Below are 24,644 nucleotides of genomic sequence, written 5' to 3' on the forward strand. Positions count from 1 at the left end.
CGTCTTCCGACCCGCCCGACCGACGCTCAAGCCAGGCCGTGCACGCCGCTGAGCCGGCATCCGGCCGACCAGGTACCCGGCCCGAGCCCTGCGAGGCCGGGTGCCTGCTGCTCCCGCGCCCGGCCTCGTCACGGCTCGACCCGGCCACGGCAGCCCTCGTCGCCGCCGCCCTCCAAGCCCTTGCCACACCGTTCCGGCTGCTCATCCTCTCCGCGCTCCGCACCGCACCCCACTCCGTCACCGACATCGCCGACCAGGTCGGCATGGAGCGCTCCGCCGTCTCCCACCAACTACGCCTGCTGCGCACCCTCGGCCTGGTCTCCGCAGGGCGTGACGGACGCAAAGTGATCTACAAGCTCCACGACGACCACGTCGCCCAACTCCTCGACCAGGCCGTCCACCACACCCACCACCTCACCCTCGGCATCCGAGACCCGATTTGAGTGGGCGCCCCTACGGTCCGAGCGCGTCACCGAGCGCCAACGAACACGTGCAGGCAGACTGGCCGCAAACACCACCCACGAGCACGAAAGATGGGTGACACCATGGCCACCCCGGTCCACACCCAGCACCCCGGTCACCTCCACGAGCACGGTGCAGGCTGCGGCCACGTCGCGGTCCCCCACGGCGACCACACCGACTACGTCCACGACGGGCACCTGCACCGACTGCACGACGGTCACCTGGACGAGTGCGAACCGAGCGGGCACACACTCCACGCCGATCATTCCCACCAGCATGGCGCGGACTGCGGCCACGTCGCCGTGCCCCACGGAGATCACACGGACTACGTCCACGACGGCCACCGCCACGCCGAACACTCCGGCCACTGGGACGACCACTGAGCCCGGGTCGACAGGGTGCTGGGTGCTTTCAGCTCCGTCCACCGAGGTCCACACACGGGAGCCCGTACGGGCTCCCAGGCAGGTCGTCCTCATCCAGCCGATGTGCGAAAGGGGGGGCGAGAAGCGCGCGACGACGGGCTCGACGTACTGGCGGTGCAGGTAGTGCAGCCGGTCGGTTTCGGTCGCGTCCTTCAGCGTGACCAGGCGGGCGAGGCAGGGGCGGGTCGCGGAGCACACGACGAGGTTCCGGATCGGCATTCTGAGCCGCACCATGGCGCCCGCCGATTCGTCGTCCTTGCGCGTGCGGTTGCGCGCGGGCACGTTCGCGCCGGGGTTCAGGCGCGGAGGCGGAGTCGGCGTTTGATGTGTGTCGGGGTGACCAGGGTGCGGTCGGCCGTCCTGCTCACCCACGGCCACCCGGACCACACCGGACTGGCCACCGCCGCCCAGCAGGCCGGCGCGGACATCTGGATCCACGAGGCCGATGCGGCGATCCTCACCGACGGGCCGCGCAGTGCCATGCGCCACGCGAAGCCCGAACGCTCCGTGCTCCCGTACCTGCTGCGCCGTCCCGCAGCGATCAGCGGCCCGCTCCACCTGGCCCGCATGGGCGGCTTCAGCGGCAGACCGGTGCGCGGCGCGCACACCTTCCGAGGCGACCACCGCTTCGACCAGATCCCCGGCCGGCCACAGGCGATCGCGCTGCCCGGCCATACCCAGGGCACCGTCGCCTGCCAATTCCCGGCGCTCGGGGTGCTGTTCACCGGCGACGCCCTGGTCACCCGCGAAGACATGATCGGGCACACCGGCCCGTCCCTGGTCTCCCGCGGCTTCACCCACGACGGCGCCGCAGCCCTCTCCTCCCTCGACCGGCTCGCCGAGCTGCCACCGGCACTGCTCCTGCCGGGCCACGGCCCCGCCTTCGCCGACGGACCGCGGGCCGGAGCCACCCAGGCTCGCCAGGTAGGACTGCACTGAGCTCCGCACGCCACTCCCGACGACGAACATCCATCGGACCGATGTCGGCGCCCGTGGCTCCGGGCCCGGCGACGGCACGGACAACGAAAGGGCACACCATGACCAGCGCTGCTCCCGGCGGCACCCTGACCCTCGCCGAGGGCCTCACTCTGAGCCGGATGGGCTACGGCGCGATGCAGTTGGCCGGCCCCGGAGTCTTCGGGCCGCCCAAGGACCGCGACCAAGCCCTGACGGTCCTGCGCGAGGCCGTCGAACGGGGCATCACCCACATCGACACCAGCGACTACTACGGACCCTACGTCGTCAACGAGCTCATCAGGGAAGCCCTGCACCCCTACCCCTCCGACCTGTGCATCGTCACCAAGGTCGGGGCCAGGCGCGACGAGACCGGCGCCTGGCTCCCCGCACAGTCACCCGAGGACCTCACCGCCCAGGTCCACGACAACCTCCGGCACCTCGGCCTCGACGCCCTGCACGTCGTCAACCTGCGCATCCCCTCCTTCGAGGGCCCGTCCGACGACTCCGTCGCCGAGCAGTTCGGCACCCTGGCCGACCTGCGCCGCCAGGGCCTGATCCGCCATCTCGGGCTCAGCGGAACCACGGACACCCAGCTCACCGAGGCACAGGCGATCGCCCCGGTGGTCACCGGGCAGAACCTCTACAACCTCGCCAACCGCAAGGACGACGCACTCGTGGACCGCTGCGCCGCCGAGAACATCGCCTTCGCTCCGTTCTTCCCCCTCGGCGGCTTCCAGCCGCTTCAGTTCCAGACCCTCGCCGACACCGCCACCGAACTCGACGCCTCTCCGCAGCAGGTCGCCCTGGCCTGGCTGCTCCAGCGCTCGGTCACCACCGTCCTGATCCCGGGCACCTCCTCCCCGGCCCATCTGCGCGAGAACATCGCCGCCGCCGACCTGTCGCTGCCCGCCGACGCGGTCGCCCGACTCGACGCCATGAGCGGGTAGAGCGCAGATCAGAGGGTGACGGTCTTGTACTCGAGGTAGGTGTTCAGGCCGGCGAAGCCGTACTCGCGCCCGATTCCGCTGGCCTTGAACCCGCCGAACGGGCCGTCGAAGCCGACCGGGGCAACGTTGATCGTGACGGTGCCGGTGCGGATGCGGCGGGCGACGGCCAGGGCGTGCCGTTCGTCGGCGGACCACACCCCGCCGGACAGGCCGTACTCGGAGTCGTTGGCGATGCGCACGGCGTCGTCCTCGTCCTCGTAGGCGATGACGACCAGCACCGGGCCGAAGATCTCCTCCTGGGCGATCCGCATCGCGTTGTCGACGTCGGCGAAGACGGTCGGGGAGACGTAGTAACCCCGCTCCAGGCCGGCCGGTACCTGCGGGCCTCCGGTGACCAGGCGGGCGCCCTCCTCGATGCCGGTCGCGATGTAGTCGCGCACGCGCTGTTGCTGGTCGCGGCGGATCATCGGGCCGATGAAGGTGTCCGGGTCCTGCGGGTCGCCCACCTTCAGAGTCTCGACGACCTGCTTGACGGCGTCGACGACCTCCTCGTAGCGGCTGCGCGGGGCGAGGATGCGGGTCTGCGCGATGCACGCCTCGCCGTTGTTGAGCAGGCAGGAGAAGGCCAGGCCGGCTGTGAACTTCGCCAGGTCGGCGTCGGGCAGGACGATGGCGGCGGACTTGCCGCCGAGCTCCAGGCTGACGCGCTTGAGCTGTTGGCCCGCGATGGAGGCGATCCGGCGCCCGGCGCCGGTCGACCCGGTGAACGCGATCTTGTCGACGTCGGGGTGGGACACCAGGTGCTCGCTGGTCTCGCGGTCGGCGGGCAGCACGCTGATCGTGCCCGCGGGCAGTCCGCACTCGGCCAGCAGGTCGGCGAGCAGACCCATGCTCAGGGAGTTCTCCGGGGAGACCTTCAGGATGACCGTGTTGCCGGCCAGCAGCGCCGGGATGATCTTCGCGAGGGAGGCGGAGAAGGGCGAGTTCCACGGGATGACCGCGGCCACGACGCCGATCGGCTCGCGGCGCACCACGCTGCGCACGGTGGCCGCGGGATCGGTCGGCGTCAGGGTCTCCTCCCAGGCCAGCTCCTCGGCCGCCTTCAGGTAGGCATGGGCCTGTCGGGTCAGGCTCGGCTGCCCGGCCCGGGTGAACCAGCCGGCGGAGCCGTTCTCCGCGGTGATCACGGCCGCGATCTGCTCGGCGCGGGCCTCGCGCAAGGCGTTCAGGCGGCGCAGTACCGCGATCCGCTCGGACGGCGGAGTGTTCGGCCAGGTGCCCTCGTCGAACGCCGCTCGGGCGACGGCCACCGCCCGGTCCACGTCGTCCGGCCGCGCCTGGGCGGCGCGCCCGACGAGCGACTCGTCGTGCGGAGAAAGGATGTCGCGCAGCTCCGGGGCGCTCGGCTCGGTCCATGTGCCGCCGATGAACAGCCTGTCGTAGGTGATCATGATCGTCCTCTCGGCTCCGGGGTGGAGGGCTTGCTAACTGCCTCATCAATGTAGCACTTATGCCATCTTGTGACGCATAGCTGGGACTGAACTTGCTGCATTTGCCTCGCTGATGTGTATGCTCGTGGACATGAGAGCCGACGCAGCGCGCAACCTCGAAGTTCTCCTGAGTACCGGGGCGCGGATGCTCGCTGAGGACGCGTCGGCGAGCATCGCTGCCATCGCGGCGCGGGCGGGCGTGGACCGGCGCACCGTCTACAGGCGCTTCGCGTCGCGCGAAGAGCTCCTGGCCGCCGTCTACCAGGCCCGGTACGACGCGGTCGAGCAGGCCGTCGAGGCCGCCAGGCTCGACCAGGCCCCGGTCGCAGTCGCCCTGCACCGCTATGTCGAGGGGATCATCGCCGCGAACCGGACATGGCCGGTGGAGACGAGCCGCCTGTACGCCGAGGAGACGATCCGAGAGCGCCGCCGGCACCTGATCGACCAGGTCGACGCCTTCCTGGAACGCGCCACGCACGAGGGGCTGCTGCGCGCCGACCTACCGCCGGGCTGGGTGGCGGCGCTTCTTCCGCCGCTGATGTGGCACGCCGCCGAGAACCTCCCCGATCTCAGTCCCGCCCAGGCCGCCGACGTCGTGGTCGACACGCTGCTGCGCGGCGTCGGCGCCCCCCTGCCTACGGCGAGGTGACCCGGCATGGGCACGCAAGACCCGCCGCGCCGGATGGTCCGCCCCCTGGCCGGGCGTCGTCCTCGGGGCGTCCGGTGAGCTGCGGGGACGGCCCCGGCGAGCCGGGATCCGGGCCGGTCGAGACCGGCGCCTGGCGCAGCCCGACGATGACGGCCGAGTCCCATTGGGTGACCTCCTTCGAGATCTTCTTCGACCTGGTCTTCGTCTTCGCGATCACGCGCGTGGGCTCGTTCATGGCCCGTTCGCTCACGGCCACCACCCTGGTCCGAGGACTGATCCTGCTGTTGCTGCTGTGGTGGTCCTGGACGGCCTACGTCTGGCTGGGCAACCGGGTGCGCACCGACCAAGGCCTGGTCCGGGCCGGGATGCTGGTGGTGATGGCCGCGCTGTTCATCGCCGGCCTGGTGATGCCGGACGCGTGGAGCCACCACACCGGAACGGTGAACGCGCCGCTGATCCTGGCCGCGGCCTTCATCCTGGTGCGACTGGTCTACTTCGGCCTGCATCTGACCGCCGCCACCAAGGACAGCCGACTACGCGCCCAGTTGCTGGCCGACGCGGTCCCGCAGACCTTCTCACTGGCCCCCCTGATCGCCGGGGCCGTGCTCGCGGGCGCCTGGCAGACCGCGTTGTGGGCCCTCGCGTTCACCATCGACTTCGGCGGGGGCTGGATCGCCTCACGCGTGGGCGGGTGGAACGTCCGAAGCCCCGGCCACTTCGCCGAACGCCACCGCATGGTCTTGATCATCGTGTTGGGTGAATCCCTGATCTCCGCCGGAACAGGAGCCGGGGACTCGGTGACCCGCGCCACGGTGCTCCTCGCCGCAGCATTCGTCCTCGCGGCCGTCGTCTGCCTGTGGCGGCTCTACTTCGAGCATCTCGCCGCCGCTGCCGAGGACGCGCTGGAGCATGCATCCCCAGCACGCCGAGCCCGAATGGCCCGTGACGCGTACACCATGGTCCACTTCCTGCTCGTCGCAGGCGTCCTCTACCTGGCGCTCGGCGCCCGGGAAGTGCTCACAGACGTGACCGGCAGCGCATCGAACCGCGGTACCCCGCTGGACTGGCCCGCGCTGACCGTCCTGTACGCGGGGACCGCCGGATACCTGGTGGGGCTCGCGGCCTTCGCCAGGTTGACCGTCCGACGGGCGCCGCGGGTGCAACTGGCCGCCGGCGCGGCGCTGCTGATCCTGCTCCCCGTGGTCCGCCACCTGTCGGCGCTGTCGGCACTCGCCGTGGTCGGCGTCGCGCTCATCGCGCTGACTGCCTTCGAAGGGCGGGCTGCGGCCCAGAAGCCACACGGCGACGGTGAGAATGCCGAGGCGCCCGAGCCGACAGACGCCGATTCTGTCTGACGCCGCCACGCCGCGAGGGCGGCCCACGGTGTCGCTCGGGCGGGCCCCGCACGGTGGGGCGCACGGTGCGGGCCGCGTGCCTGCCCCGTCGGGATCAAGGATCACGTATCGGCTGTCTATGCTGGCCTGGTGAGCAGCGAATCCGTCCCAGCCGAGACCGTGGCCGTCGAGTTGATGCGTGCCATGACGCGGCTGCGGGCCCGGCTGCGCACGGAGGCGCCCATCGAGGATCTGCCGTGGAACTGGTCGCACCTGACCACACTTCACCGAGTGGTCAACGAGGGCCCGCTGACGGCCAGCGAACTTGCCCACGCCGAGCACGTGCGGCGGCAGTCGATGGCTGAGACGCTGACCGCTCTGCGAGAAGGCGGGATGGTGGCCGCCGCCAAGGATCCCGGCGACGGCCGCAAGGTGCTGTTCAATGCCACCGCGTCCGGGAGGGCACTGACCGAGCGGATTCCTGCCGCCCGCGAGGCCTGGCTGTCGGCTGCCGTCTCCTCCTCCTTGCGGGAGGAGCAGCGGCGCACCCTGCGCGAGGCGGCGGAGATCATGAACCAGCTGGCCGATGCAGGGTCCTGACGGCCGGCCTGCGCGTGGTGGTGGTGATCAGGCGCTGATCAGTCGGGCCAGGTCGGCGGTGGTGATCATCTCGGCCTGGTGCGGGAAGACCTTCTCGGTGAGGACGCGGTGCACCTCGGAGTCCACGTCGCCGGTGGCGTCCGTCAGCACGAGTAGGCGGTAGTCCTCGTCGGCGGCCTGCCGCAGGGTGGTCAGGACCACTCCGGACGTGGTCAGGCCCGAAAGGATCAGGGTGTCGATGGAGCGCTCGCGCAGTTGAGCCCGCAGGTCGGTGTCGCCGGCGAAGGCGCTGATCCGGACCTTGCGGATGGTCAGGTCGCTTTCGTGGACCTTGAGGGAGTCGTGCAGTGCCGTGGCGGGGGTGCCGTCTTCGAGCCAGCCTGCCTGGGCGGCCTGGGCGAAGGTCTTGTTGCGGTCGGGCACCGCGGCGGCGTCCGCGGGGGTGAGCGCGACGCGGACGAAGACGACCCGGACGTCGTGAGTGCGGGCCCAGTCGAGTGCCTCGGTGGCGCGGGCGAGCACGTCGGCCGAGCCGGGGACGGCGGCGAGGACGGCGGGCTGGAAGTCCATGAGCAGCAGTGCGGTGCGGGTGGGGTCGATCGCGGTGGTGTGCGGGACGGAGGTCATGTCGGACTTTCGTTCGGTTGTCGGTGGTGGGTTGGGGTCAGGCGGCTTGGGTTGCGTCGGTGCGGGCCAGTCGGCGGTCGCCGACGGTGATGGCGAGGACGAGGGCGGCGATCAGGACGAGGGCCCAGCTGATGTGGTGCAGACCGGTGTCGTCCACGTGGCTGTGGAAGGCGGTACCGGTGATCGCTGCGGAGGCGATCGATCCGAGGTAGCCGAAGGTGCGCAGCAGTCCGGCGGCGGTTCCCACCGTGGCGGCGGGACTCTCCTGGTACAGCACGGTCTGGTTGGCGACCGACGCGATGCCGGAGGTGATCCCGAACAGTGTGCTCACCGCGACGACCAGGGCCATCGGGGTGGCGGTGCCGACCGCGAGCATGGCCAGCGCGCCGACGAGCAGGAGCACCGCGCAGGCGATGAGCGGTCGGCGGACCCGGGTGAGCCTGGCCACTGCGCGCGCGGTCACGGCGGTCAAGGCACCCATCGGCAGCAGCGCCAGTCCGGCCTGGTAGGCGGACAGGCCGCGGGCCGCCTCCAGCCACTGGGTGAGCCCGTACAAGATCACGTACGTCCCCAGCAGGGTCAGCCCGTTGCGCAGGTAGGTGCGGGTCAGGGCGGCGTTGGCGACGAGCAGCCGCACATCGAGGAAGGGCTGGGCGGCGCGCAGTTCCCAGGCCGTCAGCGCGACGGCGAGCAGTACCGCAAGGGCCAGGGTCGGCCAGGCGGGATGTGGGAGTGAGTTGAGGAAGACCACGAGCGCGGTGAGCGAGCCGCCGAAGCACAGCATGCCGGGCAGGTCGATGCGGGCGGACAGTGCGCGGGGCGAGCCGAGCCGCACCGGCTGCGGGTCGGGTACGACCCAGGCGAAGGCCATCACGAGCGCGACGATCGCGACGGGGACGTTGATCCAGAAGGCCGTCTGCCAGCCGAACCAGCCCACCAGCAGCCCGCCGAGGGCAGGGCCGACGGCGACGGTGGCGGCACCGGTGACGGCCAGCCCACCCAGGACCGCACGGGGTGGCGCACCCAGCCCGGCATGCTCCGCCCGGCGGCGGATCAGAAGCATCGCTGACGGATAGCCTGCCGACGTGCCCGCTCCGACCAGTACCCGGGCCACGATCAGCATCGGCAGCGTGTGGGCGAGTGACCCGACCACGCCGCCCGCGAGCACGAGCACGATGCCGGCGACGAAGACCCGCCGCGGCCCGAACTCCTCGGCGAGCCGCCCTGCGGCGGGCTGTGCCAGGGCGCAGGTGAGGTAGAGACTGGATATCAGGATCGCGGTGTCTCCCACCGCGATGTGCAGGGCCGCGGCCAGGGACACCAGTGCGGTCGCGATGATCGAGCTGTTGACCGGGTTGAGCGCCGCTCCGAGGTACAGCGGTGTGACGAAGCGCCGACTGAAGGGGTTTTGCGTCGGCGCGGGTGGGCCGCCTGCGGGGGTCACCTCGGTGGTGGTGGCGGTGTCATCGGCGACGGACACGACAGGCTCCTTCCCCTGGATGCGTACGAGGGTGCGCCTGTCGAAAAATATGCGCAGGCTACCTGACAAACATAGCAGGCTGCCTGCCTATTCCCCAGGGGTTGCGGTGTTCCGCCGCGGGTCGCCTCCGCGCGACGGGGGCGCCCCTGCGCAGCCGCCGCCGTTGAGAGCGCCGGCTGGGGCCGGATGGCCGGGCGGCGTTGTTGGCCAGGTCGCCGGGACCGGCTCCGGGCTCAGGTCTCCGGCCCGGTCGTGGACGGCTGGGTGGGGATGGCGTCCTGGGTGATGAGGCTCAGGGGGAGCAGGGGCGGGTCTCGGTCCAGTCGACCATGAGGCGGCGTTCGGCGAAGTACCAGTTGCCGTCGGCCTGCTTGACGAACTGGTCGAGGTAGCGGATGGAGGCGATCATGATGGTGCGCTGCGGGGGCTCGTCGCGGGAGATGTGGTGGGCGATGCAGTAGCTTTCGCCGGTGGCGCGGTCGCCGTCCAGGGTGACGGTGCTCTGGCCGTTGAAGTGGGTGGTGGCCTGGTAGGTGTTCAGGTTGTCGAACACCGGGGCCAGGGAGTCCCGGCCGTTCAGTTCCTGGGTCGGTTCGGCGGCGGTGGCGTCCATGTACACGAGGAAGCGGGTGTCCTCGGCGAACAGGGCCATCTGGCCCTTGGCGTCGCGGCGGTCGGCGCAGTGGGCGTAGGCGTCGACGAGCTCTCGGATGGCCAGCCGGTCGGCGGCCTCCTGCGGCGTGACGCGGGTGTGGGGGGACATGGCGTCTCCGTTCGAAATCGGGTGCACTAGGTCGGATGTCAGTGGTCTGGGCCAGGCAATCCGTACGGTATGAGGCTCCGTCAGAGCTGCCGGGCAGACGCGCGGATTGGTCATCCGGTCGCTGGTGCGTGGGTGACCGCGGTCCAGGTGTAGCCGGTGCCGGCCTCGGTGACGCGGCCGAAGACGCCGTCGGTGAAGTGGCCGGCGGCGATGACGGTGTCGGGGCGCTGGAGGGTGCGGTTGCGCACCTTCCGGGCCTGATCCGGGTCCACGTCGGTGGAGAAGACGCAGGTCGGCTCGGCCATCTCCACCGGTGCGTGGAAGATGTCCCCAGCGATCAGCACCGACTCGGGGATGGCGCCGGAAGGGTCGCGGACGACGACGCCCAGGTGTCCGGGGGTGTGTCCGGCAGTGTCCTCGACGGTGACGCCCGGCGCGATGGTGTCACCGCCCTGGACGAAGTCGACGGCGCCGCCCAGTGGCCCCAGCGTGGCCACGGGGTCGGGCCCGCCCATCTCATGGGCTCCTTCGCCGGAGGTCCAGTACCGCCACTCCGGCTCGGCCATCAGGTGCCGCGCGCGGGCGAAGGTGAGGCCGCTGGGTGTGTTCGCGCCGTGCCCGTGCAGGGTCGGTGGGACGTCGCTGGTCCAGCCGATGTGGTCGAGGTGCAGATGGGTGTACACCACTGTGTCGATGTCCTTGGGGGACAGTCCCCGCTCGGCGAGGCTGTCGAGGAGGCGGCCTCCCTTCACGTGGGCCAGGCCCGGGATGTCCATGTCCAGGTCGCCGATGCCGAGGTCGACCAGGATGTTCCGGTCCCCGGTTTGCACGAGGAAGGCGCCGAAGGTGAGGACGAGGTGGCCGTCTGTCAGGGAGCCGGGGTGGGCCGCCCAGTCCAGTCCCGGCAGCATGGTGTCCGGGTTGTGCTTGCCCGAGCCGTCGACGAGGTAGGTGATCGTGGTGGCGCCGAGGGTGAGGCGGTCGGCCGCTTGCGGCATTGCAGTGTCCCTTTTTGTGATCCAGCAGAGGGCCGGGTGGTGTGGGGTCAGCCGTCGAGGGTGCCCATGTACTCGGGGGCGTACCGCTCCCCGGTGACCACGCCGTGTGGGGCGACGGCCTCGATCGCGGCGAGGTCCTGGTCGGTGAGGACGATCCCAGTGGCCGCGATGTTCTCCTCCAGGTAGCGGCGGCGCTTGGTGCCGGGGATGGCGACCGCGCCTTGGTGCTGGACCCAGGCCAGGGCCAGCTGGGAGGGGGTGACGCCCTTGGCCTGGGCGAGGCTGTTGACCGCCTTGACGACGTCGAGGTTGCGGTCGAAGTTCGCGCCCTGGAAGCGAGGGTCGGTGCGCCGCCAGTCGTCGGCGGCGAAGTCGTCGGGGCTGGTGATGGCCCCGGAGAGGAAACCGCGTCCCAGCGGGGAGTAGGCGACCAGGCCGATCCCCAGCTCTCGCAGCGCGTCACGGACGCCGTTGTGCTCGATGCCGCGCTCGAACAGCGAATACTCGGTCTGCACGGCCGTCAGCGGGTGGACCGCGTGCGCGCGCCGGATCGTGGCTGCGGACGCCTCGCACACGCCGATGTGGCGCACCCTGCCCTCGGCGACCAGCTCGGCCAGGGCGCCGACGGTCTCCTCGATTGGCACGCCCGGGTCGATGCGGTGCAGGTAGTAGAGGTCGACGTGGTCGGTGCCCAGATGCCGCAGCGACCGCTCCAGCGCCCGGCGCACGTAGGCGGGCCGGCCGTTGAGCCCGACCACCTGCCCGTCGTCGGTGATCTCCACCCCGGTCTTGGTAGCCAGCACGGCGGCGTCCCGGCGCCCGGCCAGCGCCTTGCCGAGGAGCCGCTCGTTGGCGAACGGGCCATAGCTCTCGGCGGTGTCCAGCAGGGTGACGCCCAGCTCCAGCGCCAGGTCGATCGTGGCGAGGGACTCCGCCTCGTCGGTCGTGCCGTAGAAGGCGCTCATGCCCATACAGCCGAGCCCCTGCACCCCGACGGTCAGACCCTCATTGCCCAGAGTGCGCTGTTCCATCACGATCCTCCAAACTAACCGGATAGATACCAAGGTAGATCCGCCCCTTCTGCGAGTCAACCAACTGGATAGTTAGTTGTATGGTTGGTCCATGCCGCCACGCGATGCCAACGCCACCAGGGCCCGCCTGCTCGACGCCGCCTTCGCCGAGTTCGCCGCTCACGGCATCGCCGGCGCCCGCGTGGACCGCATCGCCGAGAACGCCGGGGCGAACAAGCGGATGATCTACATCTACTTCGGCAACAAGGAGCAGCTGTTCGACGAGGTGCTGCGGCGGGCAGTCGAGGCCGGCATCACGGCCGTGCCGTTCGACGTCGAGGACCTGCCCGGCTATGCGGGTGCAATCTTCGACCACCTCATCACCCGGCCGGACCTCATGCGCCTGCGCCTGTGGAAACTCTTGGAACGCCCCGACGCGGACGGGCTCGAAGCCGAGGCCTTCGCTGGTAAGACCGCCGGCGTGGCCGAGGCGCAGCAGCGCGGCGACCTCGCCGGGGACATGCTTCCCGACGATCTGCTGACCATGGTCCTGGCCGCGGCCCAGGCCTGGTTCTGGGCCGACGAAGGCGGCCGGCTCCGGACGCCGGAACGCCTGGCCCAGCACCGGGCGGCGGTCGTCGAGTCCGCCCGCCGGATCTCGAACCCGCAGGTCGCCGCCGACTGAGCGGCCGATCGGCCGCCGCACTGACCAGGCACAACCATCACACGGAAGGGAGTGTCGAGGTGAAGGTCATCCTGTTTGGCGCCTCGGGCATGGTCGGCCAGGGAGTGCTCCGCGCCTGCCTGGAAGACCCCGAGGTGACGCAGATCCTCGCCGTCGTCCGCCGACCGCTCGGCCATGACGACCCCAAGGTCCGAGAAGTGCTCCACTCGGACTTCGCCGACCTGTCCCCGCTGGAGAAGGACCTGGCAGGGGCCAACGCCTGCTTCTACACCCTCGGCGTGTCCGTGGCGGGGCGAAGTCACGCGGAGTACGAGCTGATCACCTACACCTACGCGGTGGAGGCCGCCCGCGTGGTGGCCGCCGGCAATCCGCGTCTGACGTTCGTCTACGTGTCGGGCGAGGGAACCGACAGCTCGGAACAGGGCCGCACCTACTGGGCCCGGGTGAAGGGCAGGACGGAGAACGCCCTGCTGGCCATGGACATGCGCGCCTACATGTTCCGCCCCGGAATGATCCAGCCCCTCCACGGCGAGACGTCCGGCACCACCTGGTACCGGCTCTTCTACAAGATCACGTCCCCGCTCTACCCGCTGCTACGTCGGGTGGCGCCCCGCTACGTGACCAGCACCGAGCAGCTGGGGCGTGCGATGATCGCCACCACCCGCCTGGACGGCGCCGGACCGCACGTCCTGTCCACCGCGCAGATCAACCACCTCGGGACCTGACCACGCCATCGGCCACGTCGGACCCGGATCTCCGAGGGCGGAACGGGCGCCCGGGTGTGTCGGGGTCCTGCCGGGATTCGAGCGGGCCCTGCCCGAGGTCGCGCGACCGGCCGGGGGACTCGGGCCGGTCCGGCTGGTCTTGCGAGCCCGGTCCAGCTCTCAGACCCGCTCGTTGCGCGCGGCGACGCCTTGTCCGTGGTAGAGCTCGTCGTAGTAGTGGATCACCAGGGGGCGGGTGAGCATGGCCTCGAAGGTGGCGGTGAAGCCGCGTTCGGTGCGCCAGGCGAGGTAGTCCGTGTAGTGGTGGGCCTCGGTCCACCGGGTCAGGCCCGTGACGTGGTCGGGGTCGTTCTGGTCGCGCAGGATGCGGATATCCTCGCAGCCGTGGTGTTCGAGACTCTCGCCCAGGATATCCAGCAGCAGTTGGGCGACGTTGTCGCCGCGGCCTGGTCGGGCGAACAGCTCGGCGGTGACCAGCGTACTCATGGGGACGTTCCTTCCAGGGCGGTGACGGTCCCTCAGTAGGGAGACGGCTGGTTGTGCACGATGACCAGCGAGGTGATCCTGCCGTCGGCGTCCGTGAGGTAGTTGGTGAGCACCAGCTCTTCGGGCAGGCCGGTCTTGTCGTAGGTGCCGTCGTAGCGCGCCCGCACGATCGTCAGGTTGCCGCGACGCGAAAGCTCCGTGACGTCCATCGTGACCTTGTCGCCGACGATCTCGCGGACCAGCCAAGCTCGGATCGAGGCGGGGTCGGCGAACTCGCGGCTCGCGTCGTTGACTACGGCGGCGTCGGCGAAGGTCGCCATGACGGCGTCCACGTCGAAGGCGTTGACCGCCTCGATATAGGCGGCGACGACATCGGGGAGAACTGCGGGGTGGGCGTTGGTGTTCATGGGGAGTCTCCTCGTAGGGCCTCGGCGCGGTGCGGCGCCTACTGACGACCCTGGGCGCTACCCGCACCGGAGGGTCAACCCGCAATCGCCGGCTGGACCCTCCGGTAGGGGGAGGGTTGACACTGGTGCCATGCACACGGGCATGACGATCGGCGAGTTCTCCCGGGCGACCCACCTCAGTATCAAGACGCTGCGGCACTACCACGACGTCGGGCTGCTCGCGCCGGCCGATGTGGACCAGGGAACCGGGTACCGGTACTACTCCGTGGACCAGGTGCCCACCGCGCAGGTGATCGTGCGCCTGCGGGATCTTGACATGCCGGTGGCGGACGTGAAGGCCGTACTGTCCGCCGAGGACGTGAGCAACCGCAACGAACTGATCGCCGCCCACCTCGCCCGACTGGAGGACCGGCTCGCGCAGGCGCAGAGCGCCGTCGAATCCCTGCGCGACCTGCTGGCGCGGCCCGCGCACGGGTCGCACATCGAGTACCGCACGGTCCGTGAGCAGGCGGCGATCGGGATCCGCGACGTCGTCGACCGCCAGGACCTCGCGGGCTGGTGGCAGGGGGCGCTGGGCGAACTGCGGGGCTTCACCACCGCTGGGAGACTGCGCACCACCGGCCCGATGGGCGGCCTCTTCGCGACCGGGCTGCTGGAGGACGAGCGCGGTGAGGCGCTGGTGTTCGTCCCGGTCGACGGCGAGGTCCGCCCGGTCGGCCGGATCGACGCCGTGGTCGTGCCCGGCGCGGAACTCGCGGTCGCGGTCCATCGCGGGACCCTGCAGACCATCGACCTCACCTACGGCGACCTTGGCACCCACGCCGCCCGCCACGAGATCGGCGTCGACGGCCCGCTGCGCGAGTTCTACCTGCGCAGCCCCCTCGACGCCACCACGGAGGACGAACTGGTCACCGAGGTCGGCTGGCCCATCTTCCGCGCGAACGGCTAGCGGAGCGCGCTGGCGGCGCGCCGGGGTCACGACCCCGCTCCGGCCTCCCGCTGAACCGGCGGCTGTCGCGCGGCGTATGCCACGCAGACAGGGATCACGCCCGGAAGGGAGCCGCGCGATGGCCTTCGATGTGCGGGAGCAGATCAGTTCTGGTGCAGCCGGTGCTGACCGTAGGCGGCGACAGGAGAACCGGTGGGCGGCCTTTCTGGTCCTCGCGTCCAGCGTCGGCCTGGTCGTCCTGTCGGCCGGGATGTGGTTCGCCTCCTTGCCTCTGCTGGGCTGCGTGGAGCTGATCTTGGTGATCGGGCTGGGCACGGGCGTCGCCCTGCTGCGTCGGAAGGACGGCGCCGTTCGACGTCGGGGGAGGGGCGGGTGAGGTCATCGACCGGGTAGGTCGGCACCGATGCCCCGCAGCGAGGGACCTCGATGGACGGCCCGGTTCACCGTGGTTGGGTCCACGGCCAGCTCAGTGGCGGTAGCTTCCCTGGCGGAACTCCTCCACCAGGGACGGCCGCGTGGGGCGCCAGCCGAGGTCGGTGCGTGCCTTGTCGGCCGCCGTGGCCTGGTCCAGGAGCAGGACCTCGGCGAACCAGTCACCGAAGCGGGCGCGGGCCTCCTGCTCCGAGCCCGGCACGGCGCCCGGTGCCCCCACGGCGACGGCCGCGGCCTGCGTCAGCTCGGTGACCGTCGGGTTCATCCCGTCACCGACGATGTAGTAGCCGCTGGCCGACTCGTTCTCGATGACGGCCCGGAAGAATGCGGCGAGGTCCGCGACGTGCACGGTCGACCAGTGCTGCCGGCCGTCGCCGACCGTGATCAGGTTCCCGGACTCGTCGCGGGGCGAGCCGAGCAGCGCGCCGGGAAGCCCGCCCCCGCCGTCACCGTAGGCGACGCTGGCCACGACGACCGTCGAGCGGACGTCCCTCGCCTCCAGCGCCCGGGCCTCGATCGGCTCGCGCCACGCCACCAGCGGGGGCGAGTGGAACGGCGAGTCCTCCGTGATCGCCGGGTTGGAGCCGTAAACCCAGGTCCCGCCGATCTGGGCGTAGGCCTTACCGGTGCCGGCGTAGGCCTCCAGGACCGCGTCGACGACGGCGGAGTCCAGCTCCGCGCTGGTGGCGTCCCCCGGGCTCGCGCTGTGCACGGCCGCGTCCGCGGCGGCGAAGGCACGCACGGCTGCCGCCGTGTCCGTCAGGTCGAGCTGGACGGGCGTGGCGCCGAGGGCCTCGGCGGCCTTCGCGCTGCCGTCGCCGCGCACCAGCGCGGTCACCTCGTGGCCGTGCTCGACGAGTTCGGTCAGGATGTGCGATCCGACGAAGCCGGTTGCGCCGGTCAGTGCGATCTTCATCGCGCCTGCTCTCTTTTTGGACGCGCCGGAGGTGGCGAGCGTCGTGGGAGGCCGAAAACCGTCAGTGGGCGGTCCGTTCAACGTTCAACCGGGGTGCGCATCGCGAGGCGGTTCGCTCGCGGATCAAGCTCCACCTGTTACGACGTTCCGTGATGCGTCGAACTCACAGAGTCACCCTAGCGAGTCGGGTGCAGGCGGGCCTCCCCTGGCGGCCACTCGGGCGCATCCTTGATGGGCCACCCTCAATGACATGGGTGCGCGGAGCAGGGGTGAGCTGACACACCCCAGCCCCACGAGGACATCCAGCCCGACGTCGGCGCCGCCGGCGTGCCCCCGCAGCCCGTCGACTGGGCCAGCCCCGACTCTGACCTGGGGGCATGCCGTCCTCAGGGCAAGCTCGGCGGACCGGACGTGCCCGCCCTTGCACGCCGCACGGTGACGTACGCCGCCGCCAGGAGCGCCAGCACGGTCGCGGCCTCGGCGACGATGCTGACAAGTGCCTGGGGTGCGGGTTGCAGGCCGTGTTCGGTGAACCCGAAGACGCCCACCGTGCGGGAGGCGGCGAAGCCGGCGAGCGCGCCCAGCGCCGTGCCCGCGGCGGCCACGTGGACGAGCGCCGGCGGCCGCAGGAACGTACCCGCCAGCAGCAGCACTGCGAGGCCGAACGAGGCCGCGGCCTGGACCAGGAACAGCATGCCGACCACGTGCAGGTAGCGGTAGCCGTCGAGGTAGAGCTGGGCGTGGACGAAGCCGCCGGCGGCGAGCGTCGCGCCCGCAGCTGCCGTGAGCGCCCTCGCGGCAGGCAGTCGCGCCGAGCCTGGCGCCGGGGAGAGCCGGGCCCGGAGCGGCTGGTGGGCCGTCATGCGAGCTCCTGGTCGGTGATCGCCAGCGCCGTGGTGCCCTGCCGGTAGGTGACGGTGCGGATGCCGAGGGCGGTGTGCAGTTGCCGGGCCGGGAGGACCTGCGGGGTGGGGGCCGGGGCCCGGCCGGGCCCCGGCAGCGGGTAGGCGGTGGTGGTGGCGGAGTGGAAGGTGACGTTGCCCTCGACGCGGCTGAAAAGCTGGTGGACGTGCCCGTTCAGCGCGGTGACGGAGGAGAAGCGCTTCAGCAGGTTGAGGACCTGCAGGGCGTCGTCGGTCGACCAGCCCCACTGCGGGTACATGGCGAACAGCGGGATGTGGCTGAACACGACGATCGGGGTGTCGGAGGACAGTCCGGCGACGTCGCGGCGGACGAAGTCGATCTGCTCGGTGCCCAGGTGGCCGAGCTTCTCCAGGCTGAGGGTGTTGACGAGGGCGATGAAGTGCACGCCGTGGGTGTCGAAGCTGTACCAGCCGTCGCCCCCGGTGGCCTGGGCGAAGGCGCGCCGGTAGGCGCGGCCGTGGTCGTCGACGGAGTCGTGCTCGCCGGGGACGGTGAACACCCGGTCGGTGCGCAGGCCGCTCATCATCTGCTTGACCTGGTCGAACTGCCCAGGGGCGGACAGGTGGGTCAGGTCGCCGGTGTGCAGGACGAAGTCCGGCCGGAAGCCGAGGCTGTTGACCTGGTCGACGGCCTGGGTGAAGGAGGCGGTGACGTCGGTGTTGGCGGGTCCGGTGAAGCCGATGTGGCTGTCGGAGACCTGCACGAACCGCAGCGTGTTCGTGTCCGCGGTCGCCGCCGCGGTGATGCTGTCGCGCGTGTCGGCGATGTGGCTGACGACCTCGCCGCCGGCGACGCTGAGGACCACTGCGGCGCCGAACCAGCCGGTGTGGCGCGCGAACTGGCGCCTGGTCATGGGATTGGTCATCGGGTCACCGTCACCGTGGCCGTCATGAACGGGTGGATGGTGCACAGGTAGTGGTAGGTGCCCGGGGTGGTGAAGGTGTAGGAGAAGCTCTGCCCCGTGTTCAGCGCCTGGGAGTTCAGCGGTCCGGCGTTGTTCTGGCTGGTGACGGTGTGCGCGTCACTGTCCTGGTTGGTCCAGGTGACCGTGGTGCCGGCCTTGACGGTGATGGCGGCGGGCGCGAACGCGAAGTTCTTGATGGCCACGCGGTCGGCGCTCACGGGTGTCCCGGCCGGTGCCTGCGCGCCTGCGCTGGACGGCATGCTCATCGAGGCCATGGGTGCGGATGGCTGGGTGACCGGATCAGTCGCCGTGGAGCCGGGCATGCCGGCCAGGCTCGGCTGGCCCGAGCCCGGCGTGATGGCGATGGCGATGGCGGTGCCCGACGCGGCGGGGTGCGCGGGGCTGGAGCAGGCGGCCAGGGTCAGCCCGCTCACCGCGAGCACCGCGGCAGCAGCGGCCGCGGCGCCGGCCCGGCGCCAGGGGAAGGACGTCTTCATGCGTTCGGCTCTCTGATCGGCCCTGGAAGGGCACGGACTCGAACGTGATCTCCGGGCAGCAGTTCGGACCATTGGTCAGCTGCCGTCGCAAAGGGATACGGCCGGGGGTTACACCGGGCCGGCCAGCACCGGGTGTAACCCCCGCCCGTATCTGTGGGCGAAGAGATTCGACGGAGGGTTGATCGATGCCGAGACAGATCGTGTGCGGGCCGCGCTCTACGATGAGCCGTGGCCGGTCGGGGGAGGTTCCAGGCGCTTCGGCGGGCCGGCGGGGCCATGATCTGGCGGGCTGACGCCGCAGTGCCATCGCCGCGTCCGGCGCTGCTGCCCTGGGCGGTGTATCCCGACTGGGACGCGATCTACACGGACAACGTGGGACGGATCTACCGGTTGATGTTCTCCAAGGTCGGCAACCGCCCCGACGCCGAAGACCTGACCTCCCAGGTGTTCACCGCCGCCCTCGGGCCCTTGCGCCCCGGAGCCGACATCGGCCAGGTCCGCGCCTACCTCACCGCGACCGCCCGGACCGTGCTCGCCGAGCACTGGCGGCGCACCCTTGGCCACCAGGTCACCGAGATCGACCCCGACATGGCCGACCTCGCCGAACTCCCGCCCGATGCGAGCGACGACGAGGGCCAGGCCGAGGCGCACGCTCGGCGCATCCTGGATGCGCTCCCGGAGCGGTACCGGCAGATCCTCACCCTGAGGTTCCTGCGCGGGTACACCATCCGGCAGGCCGCCACCGAACTGGGAGTCTCGGTCGCGAACGCGAAAGTCCTGCAGCACCGGGCCCTGCGCGCGGCGGCTCGGGTGGAGCACACGGCAGACAAGCAGGCAGACACGGAAGGGGAGGCGTCATGAGACGGCAGGCAGTAGACCGCTATGTGGACCGGCTGCTCGGTCGGCGCCGTCCCAAGCCGTTCGCGGCCACCGAGGAAGAGCTGACCATGGTGCGCACCGCCATCGACCTCGCAGCCGCCGGGCCCGACGCCCACGAGCCGAGCCCCGCGTTCGTCGACCGGCTGCGCAACCAACTGCGCGAACACGAGCAGACCCGGGAGGCCACGCCTGAACCGCGGCCGGCCTGGCGTATCCCAGCGCGCCGCCGGTTCCTGGCCGCGGGCGCGCTCACCGCCACCGGTGCGCTGGCCGGCGCCGCCGCCGACCAGATCCTCCAAGGCCACGGCCGGAGCGCGCAGGTCCAGCCCCCGGCCGCGTCCGGCGAGCTGGTCCCGGTCATCGGTACCTGGCAGGCGGTCGCCCAGGCCTCCGAGGTTCCCGAGGGGGCTGTTGTCGCGTTCGACCTCGGCTCGGTGACCGGCTTCGTCCGCCGTACCGGCGGGCGTTTGCGTGCCGTGTCGGGCAACTGCACCCACCAGGGCTGCCGGCTCAACCTCGACGCCGCCAGGGACGAGCTCGCCTGCCCCTGTCACGGCGCGACCTTCAGCCTCGTCGGCATCAACCTGACCCGCCCGCACCAGTCCGGTACACCCCTGCCCGCACTGCCGCGCGTGCCCGTACGTGAACAGGGCGGGACCATCCAGATCTATGCGCCGGCCGGCGACCACTCCCCGCCGGCCGCGTGACCTCGGCGACGGTCCAGGTCGGAGAGCCGTGACCACGTTCCCGCGGGCATACCGCACCGCCTGTGAGGGCGCCGCGTCGGTGTGAGTGAACCCGATCGGTGCGCGGCGCGTAGTCCAGGGCGCAGGGGGTCCTGTTCCGGAGACCAGCCCGCAGAACGGGCGGGCACTGTGCGCGCGGCTTGAACCCGCAGCGAAGGCAGTACCAGTGGGGTGATCTCGACCAAGGAGATGACCATGTTCGGCTATCGGGTTCCCGCTCCGGACCAGGCGATGCTGATCTCGGGCGGTCGGCGTGGCCTGGGCGCCGCGCCGTTCCGCGTCGTCACCGGTCACGGCGCGTTCGTGTCACCGGTCTTCCGCAAGACGCGCTTTCTGACGCTGGCGATGTGCGAGGCGGAGGTCGACGAGAACTGCGTCACGCACCAGGGCATCGCGTTGACGGTGCGCGCGGTGATCGCGTTCAAGGTGGGCAACGACACGGAGAGCATCGTCAACGCGGGTCAGCGCTTCCTGTCGGACCAGGACGAGATGTCGGTGCTGACGGGGAGGATCTTCGCCGGCCACCTGCGGTCGATCATCGGTTCGATGACGGTCGAGGAGATCGTCACCGAGCGGCAGAAGCTGGCCACGGAGGTGCTGGAGACCTCCAAGGCCGAGATGGCCAAGATCGGCCTGACCGTGGACTCGTTGCAGATCCAGTCCATCGACGACGGCGACGCCGGCTACATCGCGGCGATGGCCGCTCCGCACCAGGCCGCGATCCAGCGGCAGGCGAAGATCGCGCAGGCCCAGGCCACCCAGGCCGCGGCCGAGGCGGAGCAGGCGGCCGCCCGGAACCAGGCCGAGTACGCCCGGCAGACGGCGGTCGTGAAGGCCCAGTACAACGCCGAGGTCGACCGCGCCCAGGCGCAGGCGGCGCAGGCCGGGCCGCTGGCCGCCGCACACGCCCAGCAGGAGGTGCTGACAGCCCAGACCGAACTGGCCCAGCGCGCGGCCGAGCTGCGTCAGCAGCAGCTGGTCGCGGAGATCGTCAAGCCCGCCGAGGCGGAGGCCGAGCGGATCCGGGTGCTGGCGCTGGCCGAGGCCGCGAAGATGAAGATCCAGGCGGAGGCGGCCGCCTCGCACGACCGCGTCGCGCTGGACCGGATGCTGATCGACCAGCTGCCGCAGATCGTCAAGGAGGCGGCGGGCGGCCTGGCCGGTGCCAACGTCAACGTCCTCAACGGCGCGGACGGCCTCGGCGAGATCGCCGCGGGGTTGGTGGGGCAGGGGCTGACCATCCTGGACTCGGTCCGCCAGAACCTCGGCACCCCCCGGACACACGTGGAAGGCGAAGCCGAACCCCGCAAACGCCTCCTCGGCCCCGTCGGCTGACACGCCCCCACCGGCGACCCCCAGGGTGTCGCGCTCTCCGAGCGTGGGGCGGACCTCACGCCGTCGTCCACGGCCTGCTGGTGTGGCTGTGGCTGCCCGGCTACAGCGGGGTGGCGGCCAGGATGTCGATTTGCTCGATGGTCGGCGCGGTGGCGAGCAGGGCGACCGAGTCGCCCAGCGCCGCGGCGATACGGCCGTTCAGGTGGTCGGTGCGGCCCTGTTCGTCGGCGAAGGTGTCGAAGATGCCGAACGAGACCGGGCCGAGCCGGAACGCGAACCAGGTCACCGTCCCCTCCTCCTGGCGGGCCAGGTCCACTGCGTCGGTGAGCATCCGCTCGACCTTGTCGGCGTTCTCGGGGCGGGCGTCGATGCGGGCCAACAGGCCAAGCCGCGAGGTCATGTGCGCTCCAGGGCGTCGGAACCAGTCACCCGGCCGGATTCGGCCCAGGCGTCCTCGTCGACGCTACGCGCCCGGGCGGGCCCGGACGGTGCGCCGCACCATGTGGTGGGACGGGCGCGCCGATTCGGACCAACGTCCGAGCGTCCCCCCAGGCCGGCCATCTGCGGTCCGCGGCGGATTGCCCCACCGGGTCAGTCGCGGCGGCGAGTCGTTGAGGGCGTCGCGGTCCTCATCGCCTCGGTCATCGTTGGCTCCCGCCGGTAGCCGCGGATGGCCACCTGAAAGATGTGCCGCTGTGCTGGGCACGATGTCCGGCATGGTGTGCAACGCGACGTCCAGTGGTGTCCGGCTTACCCAAGGCCTGCGCGGCCCGTACGTGGGGTTTCGGGCGCGCCGGGTTGGGACGTCACCGTTCCTGGCGCGCGCCGTCTCGCGAACAGGTGCCCCGGCGAGGGGTGTTCAGCGCCGCGTGTAGGGGGCGACGGCGTTGTTGACCGGGATGTCGACCCGGCCGCCGGTCTGGAGGGCGCGGCGGGCCAGGTCGCGGGCCGAGTCGGCGTCGTGCAGGTCGGCGGGCAGGAAGTCCGCCTGGCCGCCGTCGGCGCGGATCGCGGCCACCGCTTTCACACCGCGTTCCTCGTCGCGGCCCGAGACCAGGACGTGGGCGCCGCGGGCGGCCAGGGCCTGTGCGGTGGCGCGGCCGATGCCGCTGGTCGATCCGGTCACCAGGGCGACCTTGCCGGTGAGTTCCATGACGAACCTCCACAGGACGTGCGTCTCCGGGGCCCTCCAAGACCCCGGAATGGCTTGCCCAATCCACTATTCGCCACTAAAAATGGAATGTCCAATCCAAAACTGGGGGTAGGCTGGATCCATGACCACGCGCACCGAACCGAGCCCCGCGAAGCTGACCCGCAAGGGCGAGCAGACACGGCAGCGCATCGTCTCCGCCGCCGCGCAGCTGATGTTCGACAACGGCGTGGCCGGTACCACGATGGAGGACGTCAAGGCCGCCGCCCAGGCCAGCAGCTCGCAGCTCTACCACTACTTCGCCGACAAGCAGGCCCTCGTCCTGGCCGTGATCGCCTACCAGAACGAGACGGTCGTCGGCGGCCAGGAACCCATGCTGGCCCGGCTGGACAGCATCGAGGGCCTGCGGACCTGGTGCGATTTCCTCGTGCAGCACCAGCGCACCCTGGAATGCCGCGGCGGCTGCCCGATCGGCTCACTCGGCGGCGAACTCGCCGAGACCGACGCGAAGGCCCGCGTGGCGGTCTCCGGCGCGTTCCTGCGCTGGGAGTCCGGTATCCGCGGCGGCCTGCGCGCCATGCACGAACGCGGCGAGCTCACCGCCGACCCCGAGGACCTCGCCCTCACCATCCTCGCGGCACTCCAGGGCGGACTGCTGCTCACGCAGATCCACCGCGACGTCCACCCTCTGGAAGTCACCCTCAGCGCCATGATCGACCACGTCGTCGCGCACACGGTGCGCGCGTAGGCCCCCACCGCACACCACGACGGGTACGACGTCCGTCAGCACGCCAATCACGCTGGGGCGTCACCGCCGCGCGTGGCGTGACCTGGGTCAGCCTGGCGCGAGGTCACCGCCCGAGCAGGGGCCGCCCGGTGACGGGCCGGCTCTCCCCTTCTCCCGGCTCAGGCTGGCCCACCACCCGCTCTCTCCGGTGCCGCCCCGGCGCGGGCATGGGCGCAGGACCCTTTCTCCGAGGTGATGCCGACCGGGCGCGGCCCCTTGTGGTTGCGCCACCGCGACGGACAGCGCCATCTGTTGGATGTCGAACGCTGGTGCGCCCCGCTGGACAGGGCGGACTACAGCCTCCTGGCACGCTGCGTGCGGGCCGGGCGTCCAGCGCTGGACGTCGGCTGCGGTCCTGGCAGGCTTGTCGCCGAGCTGCTGTCCCTCGGCCTGCCCGCGCTCGGCGTCGACCTGACCGCTGCCGCTGTGGCCCGGACCCGTGCGGCCGGTGGCGCGGCGGTGTTGCCGGTCGGTCTTCGACCGGCTTGCGGGCGAGGGCCGCTGGGGAACCGCGCCTCCGCGAAGCCGGGGAGGGGACCTGGCCGCTCGTCCACCACGGGCACACTCGATTGGTCAGCAGCGTCCACCCGAACCGGCCTCCGGCACGCGCCCGGCGCACGCCCTGGTCTGCGACAACCTGGTGGAGCGCCGCGCCCTGCGGCGCTACCGCTCCTGGCTGGGGACGACGGCCTGACAGCGGGACGGGGCTATTCGATGCCGAAGCTGTTGACCTTGTCCGGATGGATCCGGATGAACGCCTCGCCGAATCCCGACCCAAGGTGTGCGCCGCCGGTCGGGATCGCCTCGGCGGGGCCGCGGATCTCCAGCATGCGCGGGGTCCATGGATCGGTCGACACCAGGTCGTCGACCACGATCGCCTGGCGCTGGCCCTCGTCCGCGGTCGCGGCCAGGACGCGCTCGGCGACCTGGGGCAGCACGCCCGCCTCGGTCAGCTCCGCCCTGCTGGTCTTCCAACCGTGTCGGCAGCCTTCCAGTTGCCCGGCGACGTAGTTGCGCGTGAGCGAGCACAGAAGCCCCAGATCGTCGCGTAGATCCTCATTCTCTGCCAGGAAGGCCGGGGCT

Annotated in this window: 29 protein-coding genes and 2 pseudogenes; 16 read left to right on the top strand and 15 right to left on the bottom strand. The window is 71.1% G+C overall.

What is annotated here, in order from left to right; all coding sequences use genetic code 11:
* Positions 1–104 precede the first annotated feature (104 nt).
* The 4 genes from ABH931_RS13505 (at position 105) to ABH931_RS13520 (ending at position 2,788) form a co-directional block, all read left to right on the top strand.
* Positions 105–443: an ArsR/SmtB family transcription factor gene (locus ABH931_RS13505; RefSeq protein WP_370112942.1), complete on the top strand. Its 339-nt coding sequence runs from the start codon at positions 105–107 to the stop codon at positions 441–443.
* 90 nt (positions 444–533) lie between these two features.
* Entirely contained in the window at positions 534–845 is a 312-nt protein-coding gene (locus tag ABH931_RS13510) for a hypothetical protein (protein ID WP_370112772.1), read from the top strand.
* 375 nt (positions 846–1,220) lie between these two features.
* Complete coding sequence (locus tag ABH931_RS13515; RefSeq protein WP_370112774.1) at positions 1,221–1,823, top strand: MBL fold metallo-hydrolase; 603 nt, start codon at positions 1,221–1,223, stop codon at positions 1,821–1,823.
* Positions 1,824–1,921: 98 nt separating this feature from the next.
* Entirely contained in the window at positions 1,922–2,788 is an 867-nt protein-coding gene (locus ABH931_RS13520) for an oxidoreductase (RefSeq protein WP_370112776.1), read from the top strand.
* A gap of 8 nt (positions 2,789–2,796) precedes the next feature.
* Here the strand turns inward: ABH931_RS13520 and ABH931_RS13525 are convergent, their stop codons facing one another.
* On the bottom strand, positions 2,797–4,239 hold the full coding sequence (locus tag ABH931_RS13525; protein ID WP_370112778.1) for an aldehyde dehydrogenase: 1,443 nt from the start codon (positions 4,237–4,239) through the stop codon (positions 2,797–2,799).
* A 130-nt stretch (positions 4,240–4,369) separates the two neighbouring features.
* On the opposite strand from ABH931_RS13525, the gene ABH931_RS13530 reads away from it, so the two are divergent.
* The 3 genes from ABH931_RS13530 (at position 4,370) to ABH931_RS13540 (ending at position 6,861) form a co-directional block, all read left to right on the top strand.
* Complete coding sequence (locus ABH931_RS13530; protein ID WP_370112779.1) at positions 4,370–4,927, top strand: TetR/AcrR family transcriptional regulator; 558 nt, start codon at positions 4,370–4,372, stop codon at positions 4,925–4,927.
* A gap of 74 nt (positions 4,928–5,001) precedes the next feature.
* Entirely contained in the window at positions 5,002–6,282 is a 1,281-nt protein-coding gene (locus ABH931_RS13535) for a low temperature requirement protein A (RefSeq protein WP_370112780.1), read from the top strand.
* A 129-nt stretch (positions 6,283–6,411) separates the two neighbouring features.
* Entirely contained in the window at positions 6,412–6,861 is a 450-nt protein-coding gene (locus tag ABH931_RS13540; RefSeq protein WP_370112782.1) for a MarR family winged helix-turn-helix transcriptional regulator, read from the top strand.
* 27 nt (positions 6,862–6,888) lie between these two features.
* Here the strand turns inward: ABH931_RS13540 and ABH931_RS13545 are convergent, their stop codons facing one another.
* The 5 genes from ABH931_RS13545 to ABH931_RS13565 form a co-directional block, all read right to left on the bottom strand.
* A complete protein-coding gene (locus ABH931_RS13545) occupies positions 6,889–7,488 on the bottom strand; it encodes a cysteine hydrolase family protein (RefSeq protein ID WP_370112784.1) in 600 nt (199 codons plus the stop codon).
* 37 nt (positions 7,489–7,525) lie between these two features.
* Positions 7,526–8,968: an MFS transporter gene (locus tag ABH931_RS13550; RefSeq protein WP_370112785.1), complete on the bottom strand. Its 1,443-nt coding sequence runs from the start codon at positions 8,966–8,968 to the stop codon at positions 7,526–7,528.
* Between the two features lie 292 nt (positions 8,969–9,260).
* Complete coding sequence (locus ABH931_RS13555) at positions 9,261–9,731, bottom strand: nuclear transport factor 2 family protein (RefSeq protein WP_370112787.1); 471 nt, start codon at positions 9,729–9,731, stop codon at positions 9,261–9,263.
* Positions 9,732–9,841: 110 nt separating this feature from the next.
* Complete coding sequence (locus ABH931_RS13560) at positions 9,842–10,729, bottom strand: MBL fold metallo-hydrolase (protein ID WP_370112789.1); 888 nt, start codon at positions 10,727–10,729, stop codon at positions 9,842–9,844.
* A gap of 47 nt (positions 10,730–10,776) precedes the next feature.
* Positions 10,777–11,760 (bottom strand): aldo/keto reductase, encoded by a 984-nt coding sequence (locus tag ABH931_RS13565; RefSeq protein ID WP_370112791.1) that lies wholly within the window; start codon positions 11,758–11,760, stop codon positions 10,777–10,779.
* Between the two features lie 91 nt (positions 11,761–11,851).
* On the opposite strand from ABH931_RS13565, the gene ABH931_RS13570 reads away from it, so the two are divergent.
* Positions 11,852–12,424, top strand: a complete 573-nt coding sequence (locus ABH931_RS13570) for a TetR family transcriptional regulator (protein WP_370112793.1) — start codon at positions 11,852–11,854, stop codon at positions 12,422–12,424.
* A 59-nt stretch (positions 12,425–12,483) separates the two neighbouring features.
* Positions 12,484–13,149 carry an epimerase gene (locus ABH931_RS13575; protein WP_370112795.1) on the top strand — a complete coding sequence of 222 codons (666 nt, stop codon included), beginning with the start codon at positions 12,484–12,486 and terminating at the stop codon, positions 13,147–13,149.
* 159 nt (positions 13,150–13,308) lie between these two features.
* Here ABH931_RS13575 and ABH931_RS13580 read toward each other — a convergent pair whose 3' ends face one another.
* The gene (locus tag ABH931_RS13580; RefSeq protein WP_370112797.1) at positions 13,309–13,635 is read right to left on the bottom strand and encodes a putative quinol monooxygenase; all 327 of its coding nucleotides are present in this window, start codon (positions 13,633–13,635) and stop codon (positions 13,309–13,311) included.
* 32 nt (positions 13,636–13,667) lie between these two features.
* A complete protein-coding gene (locus ABH931_RS13585; protein WP_370112799.1) occupies positions 13,668–14,042 on the bottom strand; it encodes a nuclear transport factor 2 family protein in 375 nt (124 codons plus the stop codon).
* Between the two features lie 130 nt (positions 14,043–14,172).
* Between ABH931_RS13585 and ABH931_RS13590 the strand changes: the two genes are divergently transcribed.
* Entirely contained in the window at positions 14,173–14,991 is an 819-nt protein-coding gene (locus ABH931_RS13590) for a MerR family transcriptional regulator (RefSeq protein ID WP_370112801.1), read from the top strand.
* A gap of 118 nt (positions 14,992–15,109) precedes the next feature.
* Complete coding sequence (locus ABH931_RS13595) at positions 15,110–15,367, top strand: hypothetical protein (protein WP_370112803.1); 258 nt, start codon at positions 15,110–15,112, stop codon at positions 15,365–15,367.
* Positions 15,368–15,457: 90 nt separating this feature from the next.
* On the opposite strand, the gene ABH931_RS13600 is transcribed toward ABH931_RS13595, so the two are convergent.
* From ABH931_RS13600 to ABH931_RS13615, 4 genes are all read right to left on the bottom strand, one after another.
* Complete coding sequence (locus tag ABH931_RS13600) at positions 15,458–16,339, bottom strand: NAD-dependent epimerase/dehydratase family protein (RefSeq protein ID WP_370112805.1); 882 nt, start codon at positions 16,337–16,339, stop codon at positions 15,458–15,460.
* Between the two features lie 386 nt (positions 16,340–16,725).
* Entirely contained in the window at positions 16,726–17,202 is a 477-nt protein-coding gene (locus tag ABH931_RS13605) for a hypothetical protein (RefSeq protein WP_370112807.1), read from the bottom strand.
* Positions 17,199–18,128 carry a metallophosphoesterase gene (locus ABH931_RS13610; RefSeq protein WP_370112808.1) on the bottom strand — a complete coding sequence of 310 codons (930 nt, stop codon included), beginning with the start codon at positions 18,126–18,128 and terminating at the stop codon, positions 17,199–17,201. The genes ABH931_RS13605 and ABH931_RS13610 overlap by 4 nt, the downstream gene beginning before the upstream one ends.
* Positions 18,125–18,664: a plastocyanin/azurin family copper-binding protein gene (locus ABH931_RS13615; protein WP_370112810.1), complete on the bottom strand. Its 540-nt coding sequence runs from the start codon at positions 18,662–18,664 to the stop codon at positions 18,125–18,127. Before ABH931_RS13615 ends, ABH931_RS13610 begins: the two co-directional genes overlap by 4 nt.
* Positions 18,665–18,940: 276 nt before the next feature.
* Between ABH931_RS13615 and ABH931_RS13620 the strand changes: the two genes are divergently transcribed.
* The 3 genes from ABH931_RS13620 to ABH931_RS13630 all read left to right on the top strand — a co-directional run bounded on the left by ABH931_RS13620 (position 18,941) and on the right by ABH931_RS13630 (position 21,624).
* Positions 18,941–19,525 (top strand): RNA polymerase sigma factor, encoded by a 585-nt coding sequence (locus ABH931_RS13620; protein WP_370112812.1) that lies wholly within the window; start codon positions 18,941–18,943, stop codon positions 19,523–19,525.
* Positions 19,522–20,250, top strand: a complete 729-nt coding sequence (locus ABH931_RS13625; protein ID WP_370112813.1) for a Rieske (2Fe-2S) protein — start codon at positions 19,522–19,524, stop codon at positions 20,248–20,250. Before ABH931_RS13620 ends, ABH931_RS13625 begins: the two co-directional genes overlap by 4 nt.
* 234 nt (positions 20,251–20,484) lie before the next feature.
* A complete protein-coding gene (locus ABH931_RS13630) occupies positions 20,485–21,624 on the top strand; it encodes an SPFH domain-containing protein (RefSeq protein ID WP_370112815.1) in 1,140 nt (379 codons plus the stop codon).
* Between the two features lie 100 nt (positions 21,625–21,724).
* On the opposite strand, the gene ABH931_RS13635 is transcribed toward ABH931_RS13630, so the two are convergent.
* Positions 21,725–22,024 (bottom strand): putative quinol monooxygenase, encoded by a 300-nt coding sequence (locus ABH931_RS13635; protein WP_370112816.1) that lies wholly within the window; start codon positions 22,022–22,024, stop codon positions 21,725–21,727.
* Positions 22,025–22,507: 483 nt separating this feature from the next.
* Positions 22,508–22,777 (bottom strand): annotated as a pseudogene (locus ABH931_RS13640) (SDR family NAD(P)-dependent oxidoreductase); the annotation flags it as partial.
* Between the two features lie 121 nt (positions 22,778–22,898).
* Between ABH931_RS13640 and ABH931_RS13645 the strand changes: the two are divergent.
* On the top strand, positions 22,899–23,522 hold the full coding sequence (locus ABH931_RS13645; protein ID WP_370112817.1) for a TetR/AcrR family transcriptional regulator: 624 nt from the start codon (positions 22,899–22,901) through the stop codon (positions 23,520–23,522).
* 234 nt (positions 23,523–23,756) lie between these two features.
* Positions 23,757–23,951: pseudogene (locus ABH931_RS13650) on the top strand (class I SAM-dependent methyltransferase); the annotation flags it as partial.
* A gap of 317 nt (positions 23,952–24,268) precedes the next feature.
* Here the strand turns inward: ABH931_RS13650 and ABH931_RS13655 are convergent.
* On the bottom strand, positions 24,269–24,499 hold the full coding sequence (locus tag ABH931_RS13655) for a hypothetical protein (protein WP_370112945.1): 231 nt from the start codon (positions 24,497–24,499) through the stop codon (positions 24,269–24,271).
* Between the last annotated feature and the right edge of the window lie 145 nt (positions 24,500–24,644).

Source organism: Streptacidiphilus sp. MAP12-33, from assembly GCF_041261265.1.
GTDB lineage: Bacteria > Actinomycetota > Actinomycetes > Streptomycetales > Streptomycetaceae > Streptacidiphilus.

Excerpts from the sequence above, each read along its gene's own strand:
- ABH931_RS13510 (WP_370112772.1), top strand. The coding sequence starts at position 534 with ATGGGTGACACCATGGCCACCCCGGTCCACACCCAGCACCCCGGTCAC.
- ABH931_RS13520 (WP_370112776.1), top strand. The coding sequence starts at position 1,922 with ATGACCAGCGCTGCTCCCGGCGGCACCCTGACCCTCGCCGAGGGCCTC.
- ABH931_RS13525 (WP_370112778.1), bottom strand. The coding sequence starts at position 4,239 with ATGATCACCTACGACAGGCTGTTCATCGGCGGCACATGGACCGAGCCG.
- ABH931_RS13530 (WP_370112779.1), top strand. The coding sequence starts at position 4,370 with ATGAGAGCCGACGCAGCGCGCAACCTCGAAGTTCTCCTGAGTACCGGG.
- ABH931_RS13545 (WP_370112784.1), bottom strand. The coding sequence starts at position 7,488 with ATGACCTCCGTCCCGCACACCACCGCGATCGACCCCACCCGCACCGCA.
- ABH931_RS13555 (WP_370112787.1), bottom strand. The coding sequence starts at position 9,731 with ATGTCCCCCCACACCCGCGTCACGCCGCAGGAGGCCGCCGACCGGCTG.
- ABH931_RS13560 (WP_370112789.1), bottom strand. The coding sequence starts at position 10,729 with ATGCCGCAAGCGGCCGACCGCCTCACCCTCGGCGCCACCACGATCACC.
- ABH931_RS13565 (WP_370112791.1), bottom strand. The coding sequence starts at position 11,760 with ATGGAACAGCGCACTCTGGGCAATGAGGGTCTGACCGTCGGGGTGCAG.
- ABH931_RS13570 (WP_370112793.1), top strand. The coding sequence starts at position 11,852 with ATGCCGCCACGCGATGCCAACGCCACCAGGGCCCGCCTGCTCGACGCC.
- ABH931_RS13580 (WP_370112797.1), bottom strand. The coding sequence starts at position 13,635 with ATGAGTACGCTGGTCACCGCCGAGCTGTTCGCCCGACCAGGCCGCGGC.
- ABH931_RS13585 (WP_370112799.1), bottom strand. The coding sequence starts at position 14,042 with ATGAACACCAACGCCCACCCCGCAGTTCTCCCCGATGTCGTCGCCGCC.
- ABH931_RS13590 (WP_370112801.1), top strand. The coding sequence starts at position 14,173 with ATGCACACGGGCATGACGATCGGCGAGTTCTCCCGGGCGACCCACCTC.
- ABH931_RS13595 (WP_370112803.1), top strand. The coding sequence starts at position 15,110 with ATGGCCTTCGATGTGCGGGAGCAGATCAGTTCTGGTGCAGCCGGTGCT.
- ABH931_RS13600 (WP_370112805.1), bottom strand. The coding sequence starts at position 16,339 with ATGAAGATCGCACTGACCGGCGCAACCGGCTTCGTCGGATCGCACATC.
- ABH931_RS13605 (WP_370112807.1), bottom strand. The coding sequence starts at position 17,202 with ATGACGGCCCACCAGCCGCTCCGGGCCCGGCTCTCCCCGGCGCCAGGC.
- ABH931_RS13610 (WP_370112808.1), bottom strand. The coding sequence starts at position 18,128 with ATGACCAATCCCATGACCAGGCGCCAGTTCGCGCGCCACACCGGCTGG.
- ABH931_RS13615 (WP_370112810.1), bottom strand. The coding sequence starts at position 18,664 with ATGAAGACGTCCTTCCCCTGGCGCCGGGCCGGCGCCGCGGCCGCTGCT.
- ABH931_RS13620 (WP_370112812.1), top strand. The coding sequence starts at position 18,941 with ATGATCTGGCGGGCTGACGCCGCAGTGCCATCGCCGCGTCCGGCGCTG.
- ABH931_RS13625 (WP_370112813.1), top strand. The coding sequence starts at position 19,522 with ATGAGACGGCAGGCAGTAGACCGCTATGTGGACCGGCTGCTCGGTCGG.
- ABH931_RS13630 (WP_370112815.1), top strand. The coding sequence starts at position 20,485 with ATGTTCGGCTATCGGGTTCCCGCTCCGGACCAGGCGATGCTGATCTCG.
- ABH931_RS13635 (WP_370112816.1), bottom strand. The coding sequence starts at position 22,024 with ATGACCTCGCGGCTTGGCCTGTTGGCCCGCATCGACGCCCGCCCCGAG.
- ABH931_RS13645 (WP_370112817.1), top strand. The coding sequence starts at position 22,899 with ATGACCACGCGCACCGAACCGAGCCCCGCGAAGCTGACCCGCAAGGGC.